Raw genomic sequence first — 21,990 nt, 5'->3', positions numbered from 1 at the left:
CAGACTCGGCCTGCCGACGGCACCCGGCGCTCCAACGGTGTTGAGTCGCTGCCGTCATTGCCGGCCATCATCCGGTGCGGCCAGAAGGCGGCGGGCCAGGTCCGCGAGATCGGTCGCGTCGAGGACGCGGTGGGGGGCGGTCGCGCCCGGGAGGGGGACGTGGAGGGGGTCCGTCCACCGGGTGGGGACGGCGCTGAGGCCGTGGACCGCGCCGGCCAGGGCGCCGGTGACCGCGGCCACGGTGTCGGTGTCGCCGCCCAGGTCGATCGCGGCGCGTACCGCCGCCTCGTAGGAACCGGTGGTCCGCACCGCCCAGACGGCCGAGCCGAGGCAGGGCCAGACGGCGCCGTTGAACTCCGTGGCCTGCTCGGGCCGCCAGTCGCGGGCCAGCACCGTCGCATAGCGCTCACGGTGCTCGGGGCGCGCGGCGGTCAAGGTGTCGGGGATCGCGGCGATCGGATCGCCGCCCGTCAGCGCCACGCGCAGCAACTCGTGGAAGATCGCGGTGCCCTCCCACGCGGCCGGGTCTCCGTGGGTGAGCGCGGCCAGGCGCCGCCCGGCCTCCATCGTGGCGGCCCGGCCGTGCCCGGCGAAGTAGACGCCTGACGTGGCCGCCCGCATCAGGGCGCCGTTCCCGGCGGCACGGTGATTGGTCCGGAAGTGCTCCTCGGCCGCGCGGTCCCACGGCAGGCCGGTGGTCAGGACGTCCTCGGTCTGCAAACCGATGTCCTTCGGATCGGCCGCCGCCCACCGCCGGAAACGCGCGAAGACGTCCGGCAGGTCCAACCCGCCCCGCTCCACCAGCGACTCCCCGACGTGCACGGCCATCTGCGTGTCATCCGTCGCCTCCCCCGGCTCCCAGCCGCCGCCCCCGCACATCTCCCCACCGACCCCGGACTCCGGAAACCGCCCCGAGAACACCCCCGCCGCCCGAACTCGAACGGCGCACCCAGCGCGTCCCCCACCGCCGACCCGACCACCGCCCCACCGGCCCGCTCCACGTCATCCACCCCCGCAGCGTAGAAGCCCGCCGGCTCCGCCTCCCCGCTTCAGGAAAACACCCCCGACCAATGCCGCCTCGCACCCCTCCCGCGCCCCCGCCACTGGCTACCGTTGACCCCCTGGTTCCGGCTCACTTCGGGAGCTCGCATGGCAATCGTGAAGCACGCCTACGACGCAACGCTGCACAACAAAGGCACCGTAGGACAGCGGGGCGGCTGCTCCTGGCACGGCGAGAGGGCCTGCCGCGAACAGCCGACCAGCAGCTACGAGACGCCGAACGGAATGATGGCCGCCTGCCCCCGCGGCGAGCGCCAGATCGAGGACCTGTACGGGCCCCCGGCAGCCGGGTGAGCCCAGGACCGACCCTCGCGCCGACGTGCGACCGATCTGGCAGAACAGGGGCGACGATTCTGGCATTCATGGGCCGACCGACCCGCCCCGGTCTGCATCGATGAGTCGGGCGGCGGGCTAGAGGGTGTTGACCAGGCCGCCGTCGATCACGTAGTCGGCGCCTGTGATGTTTGCTGCTCGGGGGCTCGACAGGAAGAGGATCAGGTCGGCCACCTCCTCGGGGTGGGTGAAGCGGCCGGTGGGGGCGTCGGCGGCCGCCTGGGCGGCGATGTCCTCGGGGGTGCCGCCCGCCGCGCGGGCTACGGTCGCGGCGACGCCGTTGTCGGAGAGCCACAGGGATGTCGAGACCGGGCCGGGGCTCACCGTGTTGACGCGGACGCCCTGGGGGCCGACCTGCTTGGAGAGCGACTTGCAGAAGTTGGACAGGGCGGCCTTCGCCGCGCTGTAGTCGATCACCAGGGGGTCGGGCAGGAAGGCGTTGACGGACGAGACGGTGACGATGCTGCCGCCGTCCGCCTCCAGCAGGTGCGGCAGCGCGGCGCGGGTGGTGCGGACGGCGGCCAGGAAGTTGACGGCCAGGGTGGACGTCCAGTCGTCGTCGGTCACCGAGAGGAAGCCGTCGGTGCGGGGGCGGACGCCGCCGACGTTGTTGACGAGGATGTCCACGCCGCCGTACGCCGACACCGCGGCCTCGACCATCGCCGCCGGGCCGTCCTGGGCGGTCAAGTCCGCCTTGACGGTGGTCAGTTCGCCCGCGGCCGCGAGCGCGCTCAGCTCGTCGGTGATCTCGCGCGCGCCGGCCACCACCCGCGCGCCCGCGTCGAGCAGTCCGCGCGCCACGGCAAGGCCGATGCCCCGGCTCGCGCCGGTCACGACTGCGGTACGGCCGGTCAACTGGAGGTCCATGGCTGCTCCCTTGGGGTGGGTGTGCGATCAACGGGACACGACGGGGGGCGGATCACGCGGCCCGGGACGCCCGGGCCGCGCCTCACGCGGACGTCACAGCGACTGCTGCCGCAGCCACGTGAGCGCCGCGTCAGCCACCTCCCGCCAGCCGGCGTCGATCGTCAACGAGTGGCCGCGGTCGGGGAAGTCGATGATGTCAGTGACCGCCTCGGAATGCCGGTACTGCTTGAGCGTGGCGCGCACGACGGCCTCCGGCACGGTGTGGTCCCGGCCGCCGGACATCAGCAGCAGCGGTCCGCGGCTCTCGTTGCCGGTGTCGACCTTGGCGGGCGAGTGCGGGTTGAAGTTGGCCGCGGCGGCCTCGAACAGCGGCTTGCCGGGCGCCGGGATCGTCCACTGCTCGTAGAGGTCGGCCGACTCCTGCTCCGGCAGCGCGTTGCCGAACGCGAACCGGAACTGGTCGGCGGTCAGCGAGACCGCCCGGTGCTTGTTCCCCGGGTTCTTGAACACCGGAAGCGTGGCGCGCAGCGCCGACAGCGGCACCGGGAGCACGCCCTTGATCTGCGCGGCGTCGATCGCGACGGCCGCGAGCGCCAGATCCCGGCCGAGCAGCTTCTGCGCGATCATGCCGCCGAAGGAGTGGCCGACGAGGATGGGCTTGGCGTCCAGCGAGCCGATGATCTCGGCGTAGTGGTCGACGACGTCGTCGATGCCGTGGTCGGCGATGCTCTCCGGGTTGGCACGGGCCTCGGGAACGGTGTCGGGGTCGCCGGGCCAGCCCGGGGCGGCGGGCGCGTAGCCCTCGCTGCGGAAGAGGTCGACCCACGGGGTCCAGGAGGTGGCGTGCAGCCACAGGCCGTGGATGAAGAGGACGGGGGTCGGGGCGGCGGACGGCGGTGGCGTGGTCGGGGATTCCGGGGTCGTCATGGCGGGCGGCCTTTCGGTGCGGCGGGTCTACGGCGATGCGGAGGCGTACGGCGGGTACGGCGGGCGGGTACGGCGGGTACGGCGGGTACGGTCGCGGGCAGTACGGCGGCGATGCGGCTTACGGCAGCGTGCGGAAGTCGGCGGCGTGCGGCGGGTCCGGAGCGCGTCCGAGAGGGGGTTCGAGAGCGGGATCAGCTCACCACACGGCGCGCGGATTCGTACCGTGGAAACACCCCAGTCCCTTCCACCTCCCGCGGAACCCGGTCCCCCGATCCTCGGCGGATCTCTCCCCTTCGGGCCTGGTCAAGCCCTTGCGCGGCTCCGTAGCGTTGCCCCATGACCGTTATCGGACCGGCGGGCCGGCAGCCTCCCGCACCGCCCGTCCCACCGGCGCCACCACCCGCACGGGCACCCGCCCGCGCACCCGTCCCGCTGCTCGGCCGCGAGGCCGAACAGCAAGCGCTCGACGCCCTCGTCGCCGCCGTCCGCGAAGGACTGAGCGGCGCCGTCGTCCTCGTCGGCGAGGCCGGCATCGGCAAGACGCGCCTGCTGGAGTACGCGGCCGGCGCCGCCGCCGACCTCCGCACCGCCCGGATCGTCGGCATGGAGACCGAGGCCCGGCTCGGCTTCGCCGCCCTGCACCGGCTCCTGCTGCCGTTCCTCGACGGGCTCACCCGGCTGCCGGCACCCCAACGGGACGCGCTGGGCGCCGCGTTCGGCCTCGTCGCGGGCCCGCCGGCCGACCGCTTCCTGACCGCGCTCGCCACCCTCACCCTCCTCTCGGACGTCGCCAGGACCGGCCCGCTGATGTGCCTGGTGGACGACGCCCAGTGGCTGGACCGCGAGTCCCTCGAGGTGCTGGCCTTCGTCGGGCGCCGGCTGCACGCGGACGGCATCGGGCTGATCATCGGCGTACGGGGCAGCGGCGGCGAGGACGGCCGGACGGGGCGGGCGCCGAGCGGGTGGGACGGCGACGGGCCCGGCCTCGTCGTCCTGGACGGGCTGCCCGTCCTCCGGCTGACGGGCCTGTCCGAGGCGGACGCCCGGCGGCTGCTGGCGGCCAGTTCCACCGGCCTGTTCGCGGCCTCGGGGCCGTCCGACGTGACGGGGCCGTTCGCGGCCCCGGGGCCGTCCGACGCAGCCGGGCCACCCCCCACCACCGGCCCGCCCCCCACCACGGGGCCGCACACGGCCCCCGGCCCGTCCAACGACCCCGGCCCGTCCGCCGCCACGGACGCGCCCACCAGCTCGCCGACCGGCCCGTCCACCCCCACGAACGCCAACCGCCCCACCCCCGCCGGCCCCACCCCCGCCGGCCCCTCCGCCGCCACCGCCGTCGCCCGCATCGTCGCCGAGACCCGCGGCAACCCCCTCGCCCTCATCGAACTCGCCGCCGACCTCACGACCGGACCCCTCCCTCCCCCGTCCGCCCCGCTCCCGATCGGCCCGCGCCTGGAGGCGCACTTCCTCACCCGGGTCCGGGCGCTGCCCGCCGAGACGCAGGCCCTGCTGCTGGTCGTCGCGCTCGCGCCGTCCGACGATCCGGGGGTCCTGTGGCGGGCCGCGGCGGCGCTCGGGCTGCCGGCGCACGCGCTGGACCCGGCCGTGGCGGACGGCGTACTGACCCGGGACCACCGGCCCGTCTTCCGCCATCCGCTGATCCGTTCGGCCGTCCACGCGGGGGCGGCACCGGCGCGGCGCCGTGACGTCCACCTCGCGCTCGCCGCCGCGACCGACCCCGGCAGCGCGGCCGACCGCCGGGCCTGGCATCTCGCGGAGGCCGCGCCCGGCCTGGACGACGCGGTGGCCGCCGAGTTGGAACGCGTGGCGGAGGGCGCGCGCAGCCGTGGCGGCTACGCGGCGCAGGCCAACTTCCTGGTCCGCGCGGCTGAGTTGACCTCCGACCCGCGCGGCCGCGCCGACCGCTACTTCACCGCCGCGCAGGCCCATCTCGTGATCGGCGACGTGACGATGGCGGAGGCCGTGCTCGACCAGGCCGTCCCCGGCCTCGGCACGCCGGCCACCCGGGCCCGCGCCCAGCGCCTGCGCGCGGCCATCGCCTGGCTGCGCGGCCGTGCGGTGCTGGCGCCGTCGATCCTGATGGCCGCCGCGGCCGAAGTCCTGCCGTACGACGAGCGGTTGGCGCGCGACATGGTCTTCGAGGCGCTCGCGGTGGCGATGATGACCCGGGAGCACACGGTCGGCATCGCGCTGGACGAACTCGCCGCCACCGTCCTCTCGATGCCGTGGGACCGTTCGCTGCCGATGCTGGTTCCGGACCGGGTGGTCGAGGCCTACTGCATCCGCCTCGCGCACGGGTACGCGGCGGCGGTGCCCGAACTGCGGCTCGCGGTAAAGGCGTTGAGCACCACGGAGACGGTGGAGACGGGCATGCCGTTCGCGCTGCTCGGCTATCTCGCCGCCGAGGAGCTGTGGGACGACCGGGGGTTCCAGGCGGTGGTCGAGCGGCAGGCCGCCGCCAGCCGTGCGCAGGGAGCGCTGCCCGCGCTCAACGTCACCCTCAACACCCTTGCGTACACCGAGCTTTGGGCCGGCCGCTTCCAGGGCGCCGAAGCGTGCTTCGAGGAGGCCGACGAGATCTCCCGGGCGCTCGGCGGGCCGCCGCGCGAGTCCTCGCACCGCGTGGAGCTGGAGGCCTGGCGGGGCCGCGCGGCGCAGACCCGGGCGGGGACGGACATCGCGATCCGCGTGTGGGGCGACCAGCTCGGCTACGCGGTGGTGGCCGGCCACGCGCATCTGGCGCTGACCGTGCTCGAACTCGGCGCCGGACGCTACCAGGAGGCACTCGGCTGGGCGCTGCGCGGCTTCCGCGACGACATACCGGGGCAGGGCAGCCGGCTGCTGCCCGACCTGGTCGAGGCCGCGGTGCGGGCCGGTGACCTCGGGGCCGCCTCGGCCGCGCTCGCCCGGCTCGCCGAACGGGCCACCCTCAGCGGCACCCCGTGGGCGCTCGGCGTCCTCGCCCGCAGCCGCGCACTGCTGGCCGACGAGGGCAAGGACGGGACCGGGACGACCGGCGAAGCCGGCGCCCTGTACGAGGAGGCGATCGAGCATCTGTCCGGCACCGGCATCGCCACCGAACTCGCCCGGACGCACCTCCTCTACGGCGAGTGGCTGCGCCGCCGCAAGCGCCGCACCCACGCCCGCGTCCAACTCCGCCTCGCCCACGGCATGTTCACCACCATGGGCGCGGAGGGCTTCGCCGAACGAGCCCGCGTCGAACTCCAGGCCACCGGCGAGCACTCCCGCAAGCGCACCGGATCGGCGCACGCCGACCACGTCCTGACCCCGCAGGAGCGGCAGGTCGCCGGGCACGCCGCCGCCGGCTCCACCAACGCCGAGATCGCCACCCGGCTCTTCATCACCGCGTCAACCGTCGAGTACCACCTCAACAAGGTCTTCCGGAAGCTGCACATCACCTCGCGCCGCCAACTGGCCGCGCTGCTCAACGACTTGGAGCCGCCGGCGGAACGGAATCCGGCCGGGACGGGATCACCGGTCGTGGCCCGCCCGGTGCCGGGCTCCGACGATGATGGGGCGGGAGGCGGACGGTAAGGGCGCCGTCCCGCCTGCCGCACATTGTCATACCCACGGGCGATGCGTGACGCGTCGCCCCACGGTCACCGCGCGGTCGCGGCCGCGCACGATGGAGGGACATACCCATGACGGTGAAGTACGGGCTGCTCGTGCAGTTGGAGGCCCAGGCGGGCAAGGCGGACGAGCTGGCCGCATTCCTGGAGCAGGGACAGGCGCTGGCCGAGGCCGAGCCGGACACGGTGACCTGGTACGCGTTCCGCATCGACGAGCAGCGGTTCGGCATCTTCGACACCTTCGAGTCCGAGGACGGCCGCCAGGCGCACCTTTCCGGTCCCATCGCGGCGGCCCTCGGCGAGGTGGCGGGAACGCTCCTGGCCAAGGCCCCGGACATCCAGCCGATCGGCCTCATCGCGGCGAAGTAGTCCCCGAGGCGTACGCCGCCGGGCCCGTCGGAAAGCAGCTCCGACGGGCCCGGTGCCGCACATCGCTCCGACGGGCCCGGCGCCGGATGTCGGGTGCGGCCGACGAGAAAACATTGGCGACGTTACGCGAGTCGTCAAACACGGAGAGTGACCATTTCTGTACGGTCATAGCGTCATCAATGCCGTACACCTGGAGGATCCGTGGCACGTCTCCGCAAGCACCTGACGCTGCTGAGCTCGACCGTCGCTCTCGCGGCCGGCGCCCTGGCGCCCGTGCAGCTGGCCGGTGCGACCCCGGCCGCCGCGGCGAGCTACTCGTGGGTGGCCCTGGGCGACTCCTACACCGCCGGGGTCATCCCGGCCGCCGGAGACGTCTTCGAGTACCCGCGGGACGGCTGCGAGCGCACCGACCGGTCCTACCCGCAGGTCATCGACCGTGACTTCGGCTCGCTGATCGACCTGACCAACGTCAGCTGCGGCGCCGCCACGATCAAGGACGTCACCGACCAGGCGCAGGAGCCGATCGGCCGCCACATCCCGGGCGTCTCCGAGGACCCGGACTACCCCTTCTTCCCGGTGCCGCCGCAGTCCGAAGCGGTCAAGTCCGACACCGACGTCATCACCGTCGGCGTGGGCGGCAACACCCTCGGCTTCGACCAGATCCTCACCAAGTGCCTGCAGCTGGGTCTGGAGGGCGACGGGGCCGGTACGCCCTGCAAGGACGAGCTGGCCGCGACCATCCCCGGCCGGCTGGCCACCGTGACCAAGCAGTACGGCCAGATGCTCGCCAAGCTCCACGAGAGGGCCGCGGACGCCAAGATCCTGGCCGTCGGCTACCCCACGATCATCCCCGCCGACACCTCCAAGTGCACCCGCAACAACCCGCAGCAGTTCCTGTCGATCACCCCGGGCGACCTGGACTGGCTGCGCTCCGACGTCCTTGAGCCGCTCAACACCGCCATCGAGAAGTCCGCCGACGCGCACGCCGCCAGCAGCTTCGTCAACCTCTACGACTCCTCCCGGAACCACAGCGTCTGCGACACCGGCAAATGGGTCGAGGGCATCCTCGACAGCAACAACCGGCCGGCCCTCGTCCACCCCAACGCCCAGGGCCACCGCAACGCCGCCGACCACGTCGCATCGGCGATCCTGAACGCCATCGCGCCGTAGGACTGCCCCACACCCCGAGGTGCGGGACCGCCCTCGCGACCGCGAGCCGTCTCCGGCGGCACAGCCGGGGGCGGCCCGCGCCGTCTCCGGCCGGCCGGCCGGCCGAGGCGTACGGGGTCGGGTTCGCGGAGCCCGAGGTCGTCCACGTCAGGTCGCCGCCGCCGGGCGGCGCCTGCTGATCCGCGGCAGGTACGTCACCGCGTAGACGGCCGTCGCGGTGGCCAGGATCGCGAAGCTCGGCGGCATCTTCGGGATCGCGTAGCTGAGGCCGAGGCCGGTCCACATCTCCGCGACGGCCAGGCCGGCGGACAGCGCGAGCGCCCGGTACGGGCGGGCCGTCAGGCGCTGGGCGGCGCCCGCGGGGGCGGCGAGCAGCCCGAGGATCAGCAGGGAGCCGACCGCCTGGGTGGCCTCGGCGGCGCAGGTGCCGGTGATCGCCAGGAAGGCGAAGCCCAGCAGCCGTACGGGCACGCCCCTTGCCGCGGCCACCGCCTCGTCCACGGTGGCGAACAGCAGCGGCCGGGCGACGGCCAGCACCGCGGCGCAGATCCCGGCCCCCACCAGGGCGGCGGTCAGCGCCTGTCCGGCGGACAGGCCGAAGATCGAGCCGAACAGGACGTTGACGCCGGCGCCGCCGTTCCCCGCGCTGCGGGAGGTGGTGTACACGGTGAGGAAGAAGACGCCGAGGCCGAGCGCCCAGGAGAAGACGCTGCCGATGGCCACGTCGTCGGCCCGGCCCCGCTTGCCGAGCGTGCCCAGCAGGACGGCGACGACGACGGTGGCCGCGTACAGGCCGATCCGCGGGTCGACGCCGTAGGCGAGCGCCGCCAGCGCGCCGGTGAAGGCGACGTGGCTGAGGGCGTCGCCAGTGAAGACCTGGGCGCGCAGCACCAGGAAGTAGCCGGTCAGGCCGGACGCGGCGGCGACGGCCGTACCGGCGAGCAGGGCGTGCTGGAAGAACGGGTGGGTGAGAGCGGCGCCCCAACTGTGCGCGGCGAGAACGGTGTCGGGCGGGGCGGACATCCAGGCGGGGCCGGTGCCGTGGCCCAGGCCGGGGCCCGTGGCGTGACCCGTGCCGTGTCGCATGCTCTGGATCACGGCGGGGCTCATGCCGGACCTCCTGCGGGAACCGGGTGCCGTACGGTACCGGGCCGCCGGTCGGCGGCCAGCCGGCCGAGCCGGGCCGCCACGTAGCCGCCGAACGCGAAGCTGCTCACCCAGAACCCGATCGGATAAGGGGAGTAGTAGGCGACGGTCAGGCCCAGCCAGGTCACGGCCACGGCGACGGCCACCGACAGCAGCAGGCTCAGCGCGGGCCGGGCGGTGAGCGCCTGCGCGGTGGCGGCGGGCATCACCAGCAGGGCGAACACCAGCAGCGTGCCGGTGATCTGGCTGGTCTCGGCCGCGGCCACCCCCAGCAGCACCAGGAAGGCCGTGGACAGCAGCCGGGTCGGCACTCCGCGTGCGGCGGCCACGTCCGGGTCCACCGAGGCGAAGAGCAACGGCCGCCCGATGGCGGCGAGTACGGCGAGCGCGCCGGCCGCGACCGCGAGCAGCACCCGCACCTGGCCGGTGGTGATGCCGAGGAAGCTGCCGAACAGCAGCGACGTCACCCCGCCGAGCAGCCCCTTGTAGAGCGCGGTGAACAGGAACCCGCAGGCCAGCAGGAACGCCTGGACGGTGCCGGTCAGCGCGGACTCCGCCACGCCGCCGTCCGCTCCCCCGCGCGGTATCGCCGCGATGACGAGGGCGGCGGCCACACAGAAGGCGAAGTAGCCGTAACCGGCGCTCACTCCGATCAGGACGGCTCCGGCTGCGCCCGGGAAGCCGACGACGGCCAGGGTGTGCCCGGCGAAGCTCTGCCGCCGCAGCACCATGAACCAGCCCATCACGCCGGCGGTGACCGCCACGATCGTGCCCGCGCGGAAGGCGTTGACCATGAACGGGTACGCCCACATGTCGCGCAGGTCGGCCGGCAGGTTCCAGGACCAGGGCGGGTAGCCGCCGGCCGCGATCGTGGTCACGGCGTTCACGCCGGTCACCGTGCGCTCCCGGTCGCCGCACGGGGGTCTGCGCGGCGGTCTGCGCGGCGGTCCGCGTGCCGGTCCGCGTGCCGCGCCGGGGCCTCGGGCTGGCCGACCACGACCAGCCGCCCGTCGGAGGTGTGCAGCACCTCGACCGGCGTGCCGTACAGCCGGGAGAGGATCGGCCCGGTGATCACCTCGGCGGGGGTGCCGGAGACGGCGCCGCCCTCGGCGAGGTAGACCACCCGGTCGAGCCGGGACAGGATCGGGTTGACGTCGTGCGCGACCATCACCACCGTGACCCCCTCCTCCCGGCAGATCCGGCCGATGAGCGCGGCGACCGCAGCCTGGTTGGGCAGGTCGAGGCTGTCCAACGGCTCGTCCAGCAGCAGTAGTTCGGGCCGCCGCACCAGCGCCTGGGCGATCAGCAGCCGCTGCTGCTCACCGCCCGAGCACTGCCCGATCGGCCGGTTCGCGTACGCGGCGGCGCCCACCAACTCGATGACGTCCGCGATGCGTTGATCCGCGGCCCTGCGCCCGCCCACCGCCCTGCCCCTCCCCACCCGCGGGACGGGGATGCCCCAGCGGTCCCCGTCCCAGCCGAGGCGGACGATGTCGGTGCCGCGCATCCGCAGCGACGCGTCGAAGCTGCGGCGCTGCGGCAGATAGCCCACCCGGTGCCCGGACCTGCCCGGTTCGGCGCCGAGCACCCGCACCTCGCCGGTCGCGGCCGGCAGCACCCCGAGCAGCATCTTCACCAACGTGGACTTGCCGACGCCGTTCGGCCCGAGGACGGCCACGAACTCCCCCGCGCCGACTGCCAGTTCGACCCCGGCCCACAGCGTCCGGCCGCCGACCCGCACGGAGGCGTCGTGCAGGGTGATCAGCGGGTCGCACGCGACGGCGGTCATTTTCCGGTGGCCTTGGCCAACGCCTGCTGGATGCCCCGGAGTTGGCGCACCTGCCAGTCCTGGAACGAGGCCCCGGCCGGCGTGAGGGTCTCGGTCACCGTCGCCACCGGGATGCCCGCGGCCTTGGCGGCCTTGACCTGCTGCTGTACGTCGGGCGTCGCGTTCTGGCTGTTGTAGACGTAGACCTTGATCTGCTTGCCGGTGATCTGCCGGTCGATCTCGGCCTTGTCGTGCGCGTTCGGGTCGGTGCCCTCGCTGATCGCGCTGAGGAACGAGTACGGGGTGAGCATCTTCAGCCCGAGGCCGTCGGCGAGCGGGCTGACGATCGACTCGGAGGCGCCGATCGGGGTGCCCGCGTAGGTCGACTTGATGCCCGTTATCAGGGAATTGTAGGTCGCCAGGGTCTGGGTCTCGAAGGTGTTCTTGAGCTTGTCGAAGTCGGCGGCGTCGGCCGGGTCGATCTTCTTGTAGTCGGCGGTGATCTGCTCGGTGACCTGGTGGACGTTCGCGGGCGAGTACCAGCGGTGCGGGTTGCCGCCCGGCTTGATCCCGACGAGGTCGCCGACCTTGAGGTCGGTACGGCCGGCGGCGGGGTTGGCGGACAGCAGCTTGTCCGCCCAGGCGTCGTAGCCGATCCCGTTGACGATCGTGTACGTCGCGCCCGCGACCGTGCGGGCGTCGGAGGCGGTCGGCTCGTAGTCGTGCGGGTCGGCGTCGGGGTTGTTGATGATGCTGGTGACCTTGACGTGGCCGCCGCCGAGCTGGGACGCGATGCTGCCCCAGAAGTTCTCCGCGGCCACCACCTGGATCGTGGTCCCGCTCCCCTTCGCGGGCGAGCCGGCCGCCCCGGCGGACGCGGCGCTCCCGGACGTGGACGTGTCGGAGCCGGACCCGGAACCGGAGTCCGACGAGGTGGAGCACGCGGCGAGCGACGCCGCGGCGAGAGCGGCGGCGCCCCCGAGGGCGGCGAACCGGAACGGCCGGTGGCGGTGGGGACGGGACGGGACAGCCTTCATGACGCGGGAACTCCTCGATCGGGCCGGCCGCACAGGCGGTCGCCGGCGCATCCGGACGAGGGCCACGCTAAATGGAAACGACTTTCAAAACCATCCCGAATCCGTGAGATATGAAAATCATTACCATCCCGTGACTCCCCCGCCCGCCGGCCGCCGACCGCCGTGCCCCGGCCGAAAGGCCCCGGCCGCCAAGTCCGGCGTCAGGAGGAGAGCAGCTTCCAGTGCCCCTCGGAGATGACCTCGACCGTGCCGTCGGACACCCTGAAGGCGGTCTCGTCGTCGATCGCGTACGCGGGTACCGGCATCTCGGCGGCCCACCTGACCGCGTCGGCCATCGTGTTGTGCGGCAGGGACGGGTGGTCCAGGTGCGGGAAGATCGCGAAGTCGACCACGCCCAGGGTGCCGTCGCCGCCGTCCGGCTGCTGCCAGCCCACGAAGTACTCGCCGATGCTGGGCGCCATCACCATGCTCCCGGCGCTCACGCCCACGTACACCGCGTCGCTGAGCGACGGCAGCAGGTCCGCCAGCCCGGACTGCCGCATCCAGTACGACAGGTACAGCGGATCGCCGCCGGCGACCAGCAGCGCGTCCGCCTCCCGGACCGCCGGCACCCACAGCTCCTCGTCGATGCTCGGCAGCGCGGTCAGCTCCAGCACCCCCAGGCTCTTCCACCCCAGCTCGCACAGCGGAGTGCCCGCGCTCCCGTCGATCACCCGCCGCGCCATGGCGGCACCACCGGCCATGGCGTGCACGGCAGTGGGAACGCACAGCGCGCTCGCCTCGGACACCGGCTTGCCCAGCATGTCGACCAGGGCGCCGCGAATGCTCGCGTTCTTGACGCCGGCGGAAGTCAGAAGAAGCTCCATGCCGCCGCAGTCAACCACCCACCCTTGATTCGCACAAGTGTACGAACACGGCCCCGCTCCCCCGCGTCGGGAGGACGGCGGGCGGTCATAGCCGTCGGCTATCGCGAGGGTTCTTGGACAGCGCGGGGGTTCCGGGCCGACGATCAGGCCGTCGTGGCGGGTTGGGCGGAGGGAGAGAGCGCTGTGCGTTATCGGCTGTTGGGGCGGACCGGGTTGCGGGTCTCGGAGGTGTTTCTCGGGGGGATGACCTTCGGGGAGCAGGGCGGTGTGGGGGCGCCGGCGGAAGAGTGCCGGAGGATGCTGGACGCTTATGCCGACGCCGGGGGGAATGTGGTCGACACCGCGGTCAACTACCGGGGCGGGGAGAGCGAGACCATCCTCGGGGAGCTGCTCGAAGGGCGGCGCGAGCGGTTCGTGCTGGCCACCAAGTACACCGTCTCGCGGGACGGCAGCGATCCGAACGCGGCCGGCAACCACCGCAAGAACCTCAACCAGTCGCTGGAGACGAGCCTGCGGCGGCTGCGCACCGACTACATCGACCTCTACTGGGTCCATCTCTGGGACCGGCACACGCCGGTCGAGGAGACCATGCGGGCGCTGGACGACGCCGTCCGGGCCGGGAAGATCCTCTACGTGGGCATCTCCGACGCCCCCGCGTGGGTCGTCTCCCGGGCCAACACCCTTGCCGAGTGGCGCGGTTGGACGCCGTTCGCGGGCCTCCAGGTCCCGTACAACCTGCTCAACCGGGACATCGAGCGCGAACTGCTGCCCATGGCCGAGGAGTTCGGGATGAGCGTGGCGAGCTGGGGGCCGCTGGCCGGCGGGATACTGTCCGGCAAGTTCACCCGGGCCGGCGGCCCCGCCGGGCCCTCCCGGGTCGCCCCGGACTCGCTCGGCGAACGCGAACTGGCCGCCGCCCGCGCCGTCCAGGAGATCGCCGACGAACTGGGCGCCACCGCCTCGCAGGTCGCCATCGCCTGGACCCGCGCCCGGTCCCGCGCCGTGCACCCGATCCTCGGCGCCCGAAGCGTCGAGCAGCTCAAGGACAACCTCGGCGCCGTCGACCTCACCCTCCCCGCAGAGGCGGTCCAACGCCTCGACGCGGCAGTGGACTTCAGCGCCGGCTTCCCCACCGACTTCATCGACCAGACCAGCCCCTGGGTCTTCGGCGAGGTCTCCGCTCGGGTCGACGGACGCCGCTGACCGCCCGCGCCCACCGCCGGCTTCTGGCGTTTGCCTGGTTTCGACAGCGGCATATGCGGGACACGCGCGCGGCGCTGCCGGGCCAGGTGGCCGGTGCCTACTGGAACGGGTGACGCCGGACCGATCAACGGTCCGGCCCGCACCGAAGGAGGTGGGCACCGTGACCGACACCACCTCGGGGTCCGACGCCCCGCAGCCGTACGTCAACGTCACCGGCAGCCCGTACAGCCTCGACATCACCATGACCCCGGCGACCGTCAAGGCGCTGGCCGACGGCCGCTACCAGCTCTTCATGTTCAAGGCGGTGCAGAGCGCGGTCGGCGGCGGCAAGCCGACCGTCTGGTCCGCCACCAGCCGCTACTCGGCGCTGACGAAGGTCAACTGGACCGAGCAGTACTACGCCTACGCCTCGACGCAGGAGATCCGCAACGGCGTCAACTTCCTGGGCAGCGACACCGCGCAGATCAACCTCGGCCAGTACCTGGACGTGGCCGCGAACGCCCTGGTGTCCGTCAGCAACGGCGGCACGCCGCAGGGCATCACGTCCCGCAACCTCACCACGACCGCGTTCACCACCGGCCTGGCGCAGCCCGGTCCCGGCAGCACCGAGCCGGCCCCGATCTGCGCGTTCCCGCTGTACGGCAAGAACCTCGACCTGATGATCCCGCTGCAGAAGGTGGCGCTGGTCTTCGCGGCCGCGCCGCTCCAGCAGGGCATGGTCATCGAGAGCTCCATCGGCCCGGCCGTCCTGGTCGACCTCACGCTGCAGAACTCGGCCACGCTCGCGTACGACGTGAACAAGGGCTGGTCCTGGAACGGGAACGTCGCCTCCGACATCCCGGCGGACCAGTTCGTGCAGACGCTGATCGTGCCGAGCGCCGACAGCGCGGACAGCCCGGCGTCGGCGTTCGCCACCGACCCCGTGCTGTCCGTCGGCATCTGGACCCCGTCGCCCTCGAAGTGGTACAAGCCGCTCAACATGATCGCGTCGTCGCCCGACGGCGGCTACACCGACGCCCGCTCGCTCGCCTGCAAGCTGGTCCCGGCCGCGTCCAACTCGGACCCGGTGACGAGGGGCGAGACCTACCTGGCCACCTACCGCAACACCGACAACACCTCCGAGATCTGGCAGGTCCGGTGCACGTACGTGCCCGGCTCGCCGGACAACCCGTACGACTTCGCCAAGATCCAGCGGGCCGACGATCTCTGACGGGACGTCTGACCGATGGAGTGTCCGTCCGCGGTTCCCGGCCGTGCCGCCACGCGCGCCCGGGAACCGCGGACGGGGCGGGGGCCCTCGGACATAGCGAGGCCGGGGCCGCCGGACGCGGGAGCCGGCGAGGTGGAGTGAGGCCGACGGGGAGGCGACATGGAGCGGACGGCAGCGGCGCCACGCACCGGCCCGGCGGCGGCCCTCGCCCCGGCACGCCGGGGGGCGGCGAACGCAACTCGCGCTGACGCGGCGGTGGGCGCTCCCGGTGGGGAGGTGACCGCGTCGACCACCGGAGCCGCCGGCGCCGCGAGCACCGTTCGCGGGAACGGGGCAGCCACCATCCGCGGGAACGGGACCACCCTCACCACCCGCCCGCCAGCCACCGCGCGGACCGCCGTTGTGCCCACCCCCTACACCACCCCCCGCTCGTACACCCTCACCCTGACCCTCCCCCCGGCCACCGTCAGCGCACTCGCCGCCGGCGGCTTCCGGCTCTGCCTGATGCACGCGGTGCGCTGCGACACGGCGGACGGGGTGCCGCTCGTCTGGGCCACGACCACCGGGTACGCCACGGCGACCAGCCTCAACTGGCCTGCGGAACCGTACGGTTACGCCGCCACCAGCCGGACGGCCGACGGTTCGCCCGGCGGGGCGCGGGACATGCGGCCGGTCGGGCTCGGCCGGGTCCTCGACGTCGGCGCCAACGCCCTGACGAGCATCAACCCGCTTCCAGGCGACCCGCGTTACGTCACCGCGCGGAGCACCGCGTCCGCCCCGATGGTCTGCGGAGCGGCCGAGCACGCCCCGGTCGGCCCGGACGCCCCGGCGCCGTACTGCTGCTTCCCGCTGCACGGCGGGGCGTTCGTCTTCTTCACCCCGCTGCCCCAAGTCGCCCTGGCCTTCACCGCGTTGCCGCTTGCGGCCGGGACGGCGGTACGGCATCTGCCGGGCCCGACGGTGCTTGCCGATGTCGGCGCGAGCGGCCGGGTCGAGCTGGGTTACGACATCGACGCCGGCTGGTCGTGGCAGGACCAGGACGTCACCCCCGTGCCGCTGAACGGGCTGACGCGGGCGCTGGTCGTCCCGACCGGATAGCCCGCGCGCGGCCGGCACGCACACTCACCACGATCACGACCCGCGAAAAGGGGAGGCCTCCATGGCAGTGCGGAGCCCATACGGCACCCATGGCACGCAGGGCCGGCCGGACGTACGCGGCGGCCACGAGCGCTCCGACGAAGCGCCGCGCGGACCGTACCCGGCGGCCTACGGAACGGGCCGCGAGCACCCGGCGACCGACGTCGCCGCCGCGCCCGGCACCCCCGAGTTCCGCCGACCGTCCCGCCCCCGCGCCGGAAAGCGGACCGCCGACCCCTTCGACCCGGTGTGGGTCGCGACGGAACTACGAGCCCTGGCCGAACGCGCCCTGCGGGCAGGCGGCGCCGAACTTGACGCCTCCGGCACGTGCGCACTCCCGGGCCACGACCGGACGCCCCCCGGCACCCCGCCCGACCTCGCCGCACGTGCCCGAACGGGCATGGCGGACCCCGACGCACCGGCCGACTCGGGCGCGACCACCGCGCGCGACCACGCCGGCGACGACCGGACGTGCCTGGCGTGCCCCGACGCACCCAGCGCACGCCAGCACACCGGCCACGACCGGCCCGGCCCGGCGAACCCCGCCGCACCCGCCGACCCCGGCGCACCCACCACGCGCGACCACGCCAGCCTCGACCGGACAGGCATGCAGGACTCCGACACACCCGCCGACCCCGACGCGGCCGAGCCCACCGGCCACGACCGGCCCGGCCCGGCGAACCCCGCCGCACCCGCCGACCCCGACGCGGCCGCCACACCCGAGCACACCGGCCGCGACCTCACGGCCCCCGCCGGCCCCGGCGCGCCCACCGCCCGCGACCACACCGCCCCTACCCCGTCGGGCCCCACCACCCCTCCCACCCGCTCCGTCAACGACCAACTCCTCGAAGCCCTCTGGCCCTGGGCCCTGCGGACCGCCGCGCATCAGGCCGCCCGGCTGCCTCCCGGGGCCGATCGGGATGCCGTGCACGGGGAGATCCTCTGGGAGGTCTTCCAAGCCGTCCGCCGGATCGACTGGCAGCGCTACGACGTCTGGCCCGCGCTGCTCAAAGCGCGGCTGCGGGCGGCCTGGAGTGCCGCCGCTCGCGCTGAGGACCCGCTCACGCGGGGGGAGCGGCAGGCGCGCACCGCGTACTTGGCCAGGGTGGAGGCCGAAACGCAGCGGCTCGGGCGGATGTTGACGTCGGCCGAGCGGTACGCGATCGCGCGGCGGCTGCGGCCGTCCGGCGGGACGGCGACCGTCGTGCTCGGCCGCCGACTGCTCTCCTCGGCCGGCGGCCCGGGCGGGCTCGGCGATCCGGCCGCCATCGTCCAGGCGGCAACGGCGACGACGCCGGACGACGATCCGGCCGACCTGCTGCAACGCGACTGGCTGCGCTGCGCCGTCCGCCGGTGGGTCGCGCACGACCTGCCCCCCGACCTCCGCAGCGAGGTCTCCGCGCTCCTCGAACGCGACGAGGCCGACCGCATCGGCCACGCCCTGCTCCGCCGCCTCGCCCCGTACGCCACCGCCCTGCACCGCCGCATCGACGACTGACCGCCGGGGCATCCCAGGAGGCGGCCGCCCGGGCCGATTACTCCGATCGTGTGCACTCCGTCGACCCGCGCGGTGAATCCGGGCCGGAGCAGGGTTGATCCCCACCACCCGGAAGCACCAAAAAAACATGATCGATACCACTTTCGCGCTGTTCGACCGGGGCTGGACGCCGACCGTGGTCACCGACGCCGCGGGATTCGTCCGGGACGCCAACCCCGCCACCGCCCGGCTGACCGGCCGTCCCGCCGAGAGCCTGGCGGGGGTGGCCCTGCACCACCTGCTGCCGCCGGATGCCTGCACGCTGCTCGCCACCCGCCGGGCCGCCCGCCCGGACGGCTACGCCGACGCGATCGCGGTGGTGCGCCGCGCCGACGGCCGCCGGGTGCCGGTGCGCGCGGTGACCTGGCCGGCCGGGGCGCCCGGCGGTGACCTGATCTGCTGCCTGTTCCCGCTGGTGCCGACCCCGGTGCAGCACGCCGGCGCGCCGGACCACCCGTCCCTGACCGCCGCCGAGTCCCGGATCGTCGAGGGCCTGGCACTCGGCCTGACCAACGTCGAACTGGGCCGCGAACTGCACCTGTCCCGGCAGGGGCTCGACTACCACATCGACCGGCTGCGCCGTAAGTTCGCCGCCCGCAGCCGCGCCGCGCTCGTCGCCCGCGCCTACGTCACCGGCGTCCTCGACCCGGCCGCCTGGCCGCCGCGTGCCCGCGTCCTGGGTGATCCGCACACCCCGCTGCCCTCCCCCCGCTGACTGGCGCGCGGGCGTAGGGAGTCGGGCGCGGCCTACGCACGTGCCGGCGCTCCCTCTGCTCCCGCGCTCCCCCTCCCGTGGGGTTGGCACGCCGGATTTGCCGCGAAAGGGTGGCGACGCGCCGATTGGCGACCGTTCGTCGCCGTCCGGACCGGGGAGAGTTCCGGCGGCAGTTGAGGCGGGCGGACTCCACCGAGGGGGGACACACCCATGCCGTGGGACGAGCTCAAGCAGGAACTCCGCGACCAGAAAGCCGTGTTCGCGGAGGGCAATCCCGTGTGGACGGTCACGGGGACGAACAAAGCGGCCTTCCGCGCGCACCCCGCGTTCCTGGACTCGGTCCGGATCGCCGGCAGCCTGCCGGACCTGGTCACCGCCACCGACGGCACGTTCATCACCGCGATCCGCGACTGGCGGGTGACCCTGGACAGCCACCTGGCGGAGGTGCCGGCGGTGCGCACCGCGCTCGGGCTGGCCGCCAACCGCTTCACCACGCTGGACGAGCAGGTCGCGCTGCTGCGGTACAACGACACCGCGAGATCCCAGCCCGGCAGCGAGAACCCGGTGGTCGCGGCCGCGGCGACGGCGTTCGCCGACCGCCAACACGCGCCCACGGTGGGCGACTTCACCCAGCTGCACGCGTTCTTCCTGGCCGCGGCGGCCAGCTTCGGCAAGCCCTACGACCCGCACACGTACCCGGGGCGGGTGGACGCGCTGTACGCCCTGGCGATCGGCTCGCCCGCCGCCGTGGCGGCGGGGCGGATCCGGCTGGGCGCCGAGGCCGACTGGAGGACGCACCAGGCGGAATTCGCCCTGGCCGCGCACGCCGAGGGGGCCCGGCTCAACTTCGGCACCGGCAACGCCCTGGTCGGGCACGCCCTCAAGCACACCCTGCGCGGCAACCCGCAGATCCCCACCGACCAGGCCGGCGTGGAGAACCTGGTCGCCGCGTACCTCAAGGACACCCGGGACAACGTCATCGCCACCGTGCCGAACAAGGTCACCAGCGCCCTGGCGCAGAACGGCTCCGCCCGCACCTACCTCTTCGGCGTCGTCAGGCAGCAGGCGACCACGGTCGCGGTCGACTCCTCCGGTGACGCCTGGATCAGCACGTACTACGGGCCGAACCGCGTCTGACCGCCCGGCGGCGCCGCGCTCAAGCAGCGCGGCGCCGCAGTGCGGAGTCGAGGAGCGCGGGCGGGGTGTCGTGCTTCTCGTGGGCGGCCAGGTCGGTGCCGGGAGCGACGATCGCGTCGATCGCGTCGAGTACGTCGGAGGGGAGCACGGTGTCGGAGGCGGCGAGCTGCGAGTGCAGGTGGTCCAGCGTGCGGGGGCCGATGAGCGCGCTGGTCACGGCGGGATGGGCGGTCACGAAGCCGAGCGCGAGCTGGATCATGGTCAGCCCGGCGCCGTCGGCCACCTCGGCCAGCTGCTCGACGGCGTCGAGCTTGGCCCGGTTGGCGGGGACCGAGGTGTCGAAGAGCTGCGGCATGAACGCGGAACGGCTGGTGGTGACGTCCTGGCCGGCCCGGACCGCGCCCGACAACCAGCCCGAGGCCAGCGGGCTCCACGCCAGGACGCCGAGCCCGTACTGCTCGACCACGGGCAGCACGTGGCTCTCGATCCCGCGCTGGAGGATCGAGTAGGCGGGCTGCTCGGTGGTGTAGCGGCCCAGGTGGTGTTCGCGGGCGGCCGACTGGGCCTGCACGATGCGGTAGGCGGGGAACGTCGAGGAGCCGAAGTAGCGGATCTTTCCGGCCCGTTGGAGGTCGGTCAGCACCGACAGCGTCTCCTCGTCGCTGGTGGCCGGGTCCCAGCGGTGGATCTGGTAGAGGTCGACGTGGTCGACGCCGAGCCGGCGCAGGCTGCTCTCCAGTTCGGTGACCAGCCACCGGCGCGAGGCGCCCTGGTGGTTGCGATCCTCGCCCATCGGCAGGCCCGCCTTCGTGGCCAGCACGATGTCGTCGCGGCGGCCCGCGAGGGCCTTGCCGACCATCTCCTCGGACTCGCCGCCGCTGTAGACGTCGGCGGTGTCGATGAGGTTGACGCCGCTTTCGAGGGCGGCGTCGACGATCGCGGTGACGTCGTCCTGGGTGGTGCGGCCCAGCGTGCCGAAGTTCATCGCGCCGAGCGCGAGGGAGCTGACCTGTACGCCGGTGCGGCCCAAGGTGCGGTACTGCATGATCGCGGTCCTCCAGTGCGGGTGAAGCGTGGTGGTGGCGGTCGGTCACGGCTTGGCCGCCGGCTCCTGCTCTGGCATCATGAGCAAACGGAACCCTGTCCCGTTTGACGATACGGAACAGTGTCCCGTTTAGCAAGCACGGCTCGGGCAGGGGTGCCCGCGGCACGTCACAGGAACGGCAGCGGCAACGGCAACGGCAACGAAGGGAACGGCGCGGTGAAAGACGGCGACCCGGACACGGCGGCGGACACGGGGCAGGACGCGGGCCACCCGGCCCCGCCCAAACGCGCCGACGCCCGGCGCAACAAGGAGGCCCTGCTCGACGCCGCCGCCGCGGTCTTCGTCACGTCAGGCGTCGAAGCGCCGGTGCGCGACATCGCCGCCGAGGCCGGCGTCGGCACGGCCACGATCTACCGGCACTTCCCGACCCGCGCGGACCTCATCATCGCCGTCTACCGGCACCAGGTGGAGGCCTGCGCCGAGGCCGGCCCGGCCCTGCTCGCGAGCAGCCCGAGCCCGTACGCCGCCCTGGAGCAGTGGCTCAACCTGTTCGTCGACTTCCTGGTCACGAAGCACGGCCTCGCCGCCGTCCTCCAGTCCGACAACGCGGCCTTCGAGACGCTGCACGCGTACTTCCTCGACCGGCTGCTGCCGGTCTGCACCCTGCTCCTGGACGGCGCCACCGCCGCCGGCGAGATCCACTCCGACCTGGACGCCTACCAGCTCATGCGCGGCATCGGAAACCTGTGCATTGGCGCCGACAGCGACACGCGTTACGACGCCCGCCGGCTGGTCGCGCTCCTCGTCGCGGGCCTGCGCCAACCGCGCTGACCGCACGCGGCGGGCCCGGCGG

The 21,990-nt window shown here is 73.7% G+C and carries 19 protein-coding genes and 1 pseudogene; 11 read left to right on the top strand and 9 right to left on the bottom strand.

Annotated features, from left to right (window positions below; genetic code table 11):
* Positions 1-54: 54 nt before the first annotated feature.
* Positions 55-1,010 (bottom strand): annotated as a pseudogene (locus ACQPW6_RS21285) (ADP-ribosylglycohydrolase family protein).
* A 139-nt stretch (positions 1,011-1,149) separates the two neighbouring features.
* Here ACQPW6_RS21285 and ACQPW6_RS21280 point away from each other — a divergent pair.
* A complete protein-coding gene (locus ACQPW6_RS21280) occupies positions 1,150-1,353 on the top strand; it encodes a hypothetical protein (RefSeq protein ID WP_433891255.1) in 204 nt (67 codons plus the stop codon).
* A gap of 117 nt (positions 1,354-1,470) precedes the next feature.
* Here ACQPW6_RS21280 and ACQPW6_RS21275 read toward each other — a convergent pair whose 3' ends face one another.
* Complete coding sequence (locus ACQPW6_RS21275) at positions 1,471-2,259, bottom strand: oxidoreductase (RefSeq protein WP_433891254.1); 789 nt, start codon at positions 2,257-2,259, stop codon at positions 1,471-1,473.
* Between the two features lie 93 nt (positions 2,260-2,352).
* Positions 2,353-3,186, bottom strand: a complete 834-nt coding sequence (locus tag ACQPW6_RS21270) for an alpha/beta hydrolase (protein WP_433891253.1) — start codon at positions 3,184-3,186, stop codon at positions 2,353-2,355.
* Positions 3,187-3,522: 336 nt separating this feature from the next.
* Between ACQPW6_RS21270 and ACQPW6_RS21265 the strand changes: the two genes are divergently transcribed.
* The 3 genes from ACQPW6_RS21265 to ACQPW6_RS21255 all read left to right on the top strand — a co-directional run bounded on the left by ACQPW6_RS21265 (position 3,523) and on the right by ACQPW6_RS21255 (position 8,336).
* Positions 3,523-6,762 (top strand): AAA family ATPase, encoded by a 3,240-nt coding sequence (locus tag ACQPW6_RS21265; protein ID WP_433891252.1) that lies wholly within the window; start codon positions 3,523-3,525, stop codon positions 6,760-6,762.
* 107 nt (positions 6,763-6,869) lie between these two features.
* Positions 6,870-7,166 (top strand): putative quinol monooxygenase, encoded by a 297-nt coding sequence (locus ACQPW6_RS21260; protein WP_433891251.1) that lies wholly within the window; start codon positions 6,870-6,872, stop codon positions 7,164-7,166.
* Between the two features lie 201 nt (positions 7,167-7,367).
* Positions 7,368-8,336, top strand: a complete 969-nt coding sequence (locus tag ACQPW6_RS21255) for an SGNH/GDSL hydrolase family protein (RefSeq protein WP_433891250.1) — start codon at positions 7,368-7,370, stop codon at positions 8,334-8,336.
* Between the two features lie 147 nt (positions 8,337-8,483).
* On the opposite strand, the gene ACQPW6_RS21250 is transcribed toward ACQPW6_RS21255, so the two are convergent.
* The 5 genes from ACQPW6_RS21250 to ACQPW6_RS21230 all read right to left on the bottom strand — a co-directional run bounded on the left by ACQPW6_RS21250 (position 8,484) and on the right by ACQPW6_RS21230 (position 13,153).
* Positions 8,484-9,446, bottom strand: coding sequence for a metal ABC transporter permease (locus ACQPW6_RS21250; RefSeq protein ID WP_433891249.1), 963 nt, complete (start codon positions 9,444-9,446; stop codon positions 8,484-8,486).
* Complete coding sequence (locus ACQPW6_RS21245; RefSeq protein ID WP_433891248.1) at positions 9,443-10,369, bottom strand: metal ABC transporter permease; 927 nt, start codon at positions 10,367-10,369, stop codon at positions 9,443-9,445. The genes ACQPW6_RS21250 and ACQPW6_RS21245 overlap by 4 nt, the downstream gene beginning before the upstream one ends.
* A 5-nt stretch (positions 10,370-10,374) precedes the next feature.
* Positions 10,375-11,271, bottom strand: a complete 897-nt coding sequence (locus tag ACQPW6_RS21240) for a metal ABC transporter ATP-binding protein (RefSeq protein WP_433891247.1) — start codon at positions 11,269-11,271, stop codon at positions 10,375-10,377.
* On the bottom strand, positions 11,268-12,287 hold the full coding sequence (locus tag ACQPW6_RS21235) for a metal ABC transporter solute-binding protein, Zn/Mn family (protein WP_433891246.1): 1,020 nt from the start codon (positions 12,285-12,287) through the stop codon (positions 11,268-11,270). Before ACQPW6_RS21235 ends, ACQPW6_RS21240 begins: the two co-directional genes overlap by 4 nt.
* Positions 12,288-12,487: 200 nt before the next feature.
* Positions 12,488-13,153, bottom strand: a complete 666-nt coding sequence (locus ACQPW6_RS21230; RefSeq protein WP_433891245.1) for a Type 1 glutamine amidotransferase-like domain-containing protein — start codon at positions 13,151-13,153, stop codon at positions 12,488-12,490.
* Between the two features lie 183 nt (positions 13,154-13,336).
* Between ACQPW6_RS21230 and ACQPW6_RS21225 the strand changes: the two genes are divergently transcribed.
* The 6 genes from ACQPW6_RS21225 (at position 13,337) to ACQPW6_RS21200 (ending at position 20,092) form a co-directional block, all read left to right on the top strand.
* Complete coding sequence (locus ACQPW6_RS21225; RefSeq protein ID WP_433891244.1) at positions 13,337-14,356, top strand: aldo/keto reductase; 1,020 nt, start codon at positions 13,337-13,339, stop codon at positions 14,354-14,356.
* A 160-nt stretch (positions 14,357-14,516) separates the two neighbouring features.
* Positions 14,517-15,566, top strand: a complete 1,050-nt coding sequence (locus ACQPW6_RS21220; protein WP_433891243.1) for a hypothetical protein — start codon at positions 14,517-14,519, stop codon at positions 15,564-15,566.
* 276 nt (positions 15,567-15,842) lie between these two features.
* A complete protein-coding gene (locus tag ACQPW6_RS21215; protein ID WP_433891242.1) occupies positions 15,843-16,664 on the top strand; it encodes a hypothetical protein in 822 nt (273 codons plus the stop codon).
* Between the two features lie 61 nt (positions 16,665-16,725).
* Positions 16,726-18,201, top strand: a complete 1,476-nt coding sequence (locus tag ACQPW6_RS21210; RefSeq protein ID WP_433891241.1) for a hypothetical protein — start codon at positions 16,726-16,728, stop codon at positions 18,199-18,201.
* Between the two features lie 127 nt (positions 18,202-18,328).
* On the top strand, positions 18,329-18,955 hold the full coding sequence (locus tag ACQPW6_RS21205; protein WP_433891240.1) for a LuxR C-terminal-related transcriptional regulator: 627 nt from the start codon (positions 18,329-18,331) through the stop codon (positions 18,953-18,955).
* Positions 18,956-19,165: 210 nt separating this feature from the next.
* Positions 19,166-20,092 (top strand): hypothetical protein, encoded by a 927-nt coding sequence (locus tag ACQPW6_RS21200; RefSeq protein WP_433891239.1) that lies wholly within the window; start codon positions 19,166-19,168, stop codon positions 20,090-20,092.
* 19 nt (positions 20,093-20,111) lie between these two features.
* Here the strand turns inward: ACQPW6_RS21200 and ACQPW6_RS21195 are convergent, their stop codons facing one another.
* Entirely contained in the window at positions 20,112-21,137 is a 1,026-nt protein-coding gene (locus ACQPW6_RS21195) for an aldo/keto reductase (RefSeq protein ID WP_433891238.1), read from the bottom strand.
* Positions 21,138-21,353: 216 nt separating this feature from the next.
* On the opposite strand from ACQPW6_RS21195, the gene ACQPW6_RS21190 reads away from it, so the two are divergent.
* A complete protein-coding gene (locus tag ACQPW6_RS21190) occupies positions 21,354-21,968 on the top strand; it encodes a TetR/AcrR family transcriptional regulator (RefSeq protein WP_433891237.1) in 615 nt (204 codons plus the stop codon).
* Positions 21,969-21,990: the final 22 nt, after the last annotated feature.

Origin of the sequence: Streptomyces sp. CA-111067, from assembly GCF_050956065.1 — a bacterium.
In the GTDB taxonomy this organism is placed as follows: domain Bacteria; phylum Actinomycetota; class Actinomycetes; order Streptomycetales; family Streptomycetaceae; genus Actinacidiphila.
This window is presented reverse-complemented; position numbering and strand designations above follow the sequence as displayed.

Coding starts and splice junctions, on each gene's coding strand:
- ACQPW6_RS21195 (WP_433891238.1), bottom strand. CDS start 21,137: ATGCAGTACCGCACCTTGGGCCGCACCGGCGTACAGGTCAGCTCCCTC.
- ACQPW6_RS21260 (WP_433891251.1), top strand. CDS start 6,870: ATGACGGTGAAGTACGGGCTGCTCGTGCAGTTGGAGGCCCAGGCGGGC.
- ACQPW6_RS21275 (WP_433891254.1), bottom strand. CDS start 2,259: ATGGACCTCCAGTTGACCGGCCGTACCGCAGTCGTGACCGGCGCGAGC.
- ACQPW6_RS21250 (WP_433891249.1), bottom strand. CDS start 9,446: ATGAGCCCCGCCGTGATCCAGAGCATGCGACACGGCACGGGTCACGCC.
- ACQPW6_RS21240 (WP_433891247.1), bottom strand. CDS start 11,271: ATGACCGCCGTCGCGTGCGACCCGCTGATCACCCTGCACGACGCCTCC.
- ACQPW6_RS21205 (WP_433891240.1), top strand. CDS start 18,329: ATGATCGATACCACTTTCGCGCTGTTCGACCGGGGCTGGACGCCGACC.
- ACQPW6_RS21200 (WP_433891239.1), top strand. CDS start 19,166: ATGCCGTGGGACGAGCTCAAGCAGGAACTCCGCGACCAGAAAGCCGTG.
- ACQPW6_RS21230 (WP_433891245.1), bottom strand. CDS start 13,153: ATGGAGCTTCTTCTGACTTCCGCCGGCGTCAAGAACGCGAGCATTCGC.
- ACQPW6_RS21265 (WP_433891252.1), top strand. CDS start 3,523: ATGACCGTTATCGGACCGGCGGGCCGGCAGCCTCCCGCACCGCCCGTC.
- ACQPW6_RS21270 (WP_433891253.1), bottom strand. CDS start 3,186: ATGACGACCCCGGAATCCCCGACCACGCCACCGCCGTCCGCCGCCCCG.
- ACQPW6_RS21210 (WP_433891241.1), top strand. CDS start 16,726: ATGGCAGTGCGGAGCCCATACGGCACCCATGGCACGCAGGGCCGGCCG.
- ACQPW6_RS21235 (WP_433891246.1), bottom strand. CDS start 12,287: ATGAAGGCTGTCCCGTCCCGTCCCCACCGCCACCGGCCGTTCCGGTTC.
- ACQPW6_RS21280 (WP_433891255.1), top strand. CDS start 1,150: ATGGCAATCGTGAAGCACGCCTACGACGCAACGCTGCACAACAAAGGC.